Here is a 1041-nt window from a genome sequence, read left to right as displayed (position 1 = left end):
ATCCATGACAGCGCACCCTCCCGCCAGCCCCCGGACCCTTCCTCAATGAGGAGTGTCAAGCCGGACGGATCGGCAAACCCTTACGACAAAACCCTGGCGCCTCCTGCGCGCCGTTCAATCCCTCTCAATGCATGGCGGACCGCTCGTCGCGACGGCCCACGGGGGCCTTGCGCGCATGAGACGGCCGCTCGAAGTACTCCACCACCAGGCCGCCGAACGGCACCCGGGGACCATCCGCCTTCGGGTCCGCCATCCGCTGGAGCAGCGCCACCGCGCTGTCCACGGCCTCGTCGAGCGCGCGATTGATCCGCTGGCGCTCCGCGTCCCCACCGCCCAGGACCTCCAGGGCGTCCACCAGGCACCGCCGCAGCAGTGCGAACTCGTCGTGCAGGGCCCGCGCGCCACGCTCCGGCGCCAGGCGCAGCACCGCGCGGGTGCGGCTCCAGGGGCTGGACTCCACGCCCTCCAGCGTCAGCCCCAGCTCCCGGACGAAGGGCTCCACCAGTCCGTCCAGCAGGCTGGCGCCCGGAACGCCCTGGCCCTCGTGCGCCGCCAGCCGCATCCGCCGCCACAGCGCCGCGATGCGCTCCGGCTGCCTGCTGAAGACCCGGGCCGCCCCGGCCTTCTTCCGTCCCCGCTCCGCCGCCATGTCCGTTGTCGTCCGCATCGCGAGCAAAGACATAGCAAGGGCTTTGCCAACGCCAGACGGTTGCCAGTTCCCAATGAATCCGCCCACTTGGGCAACAGGCCTGCCCTGAAGGGAGGGCGGAGGACGTAAATCCTACGGGGCGGATGTTGAAAGGCCGGGAGCAGGGGAAGAACCTTCCCTGTCTGGGCAGACCGCGACTCTCAGTGGAGCGTCGGCTTGGGCGGGCGGCCTGACGGGGACTCGCCGTCCAGCTCGTACTCGCCGCTGGAGGACTCCGGCTCCTCGTCCCCCGCGTCCGTGCCCTCCGGGGCTTCCGGCAGGCCAGCGCCCGACTCCAGCGCCGACTCCAGAGCCTCAGGCGCCCCCTCCAGGGCCTCCGGCTGGGCGGGAGC

1 protein-coding gene and 1 pseudogene are annotated in these 1041 nt (G+C 71.6%); both read right to left on the bottom strand.

The genetic code is table 11. The features are described from left to right. Positions 1-124: 124 nt before the first annotated feature. On the bottom strand, positions 125-667 hold the full coding sequence (locus tag D7W79_RS42190; protein ID WP_171439271.1) for a hypothetical protein: 543 nt from the start codon (positions 665-667) through the stop codon (positions 125-127). Between the two features lie 182 nt (positions 668-849). Further along, a pseudogene (locus D7W79_RS42185) lies at positions 850-1041 on the bottom strand (peptidase MA family metallohydrolase); the annotation flags it as partial.

Origin of the sequence: Corallococcus exercitus, from assembly GCF_003611585.1 — a bacterium.
GTDB classification, from domain to species: Bacteria; Myxococcota; Myxococcia; order Myxococcales; family Myxococcaceae; genus Corallococcus; species Corallococcus exercitus.
Note: the sequence above shows the minus strand (reverse complement) of the source record. Positions and strands in the feature narration are given on the sequence as shown.

Excerpts from the sequence above, each read along its gene's own strand:
- D7W79_RS42190 (WP_171439271.1), bottom strand. The coding sequence starts at position 667 with ATGCGGACGACAACGGACATGGCGGCGGAGCGGGGACGGAAGAAGGCC.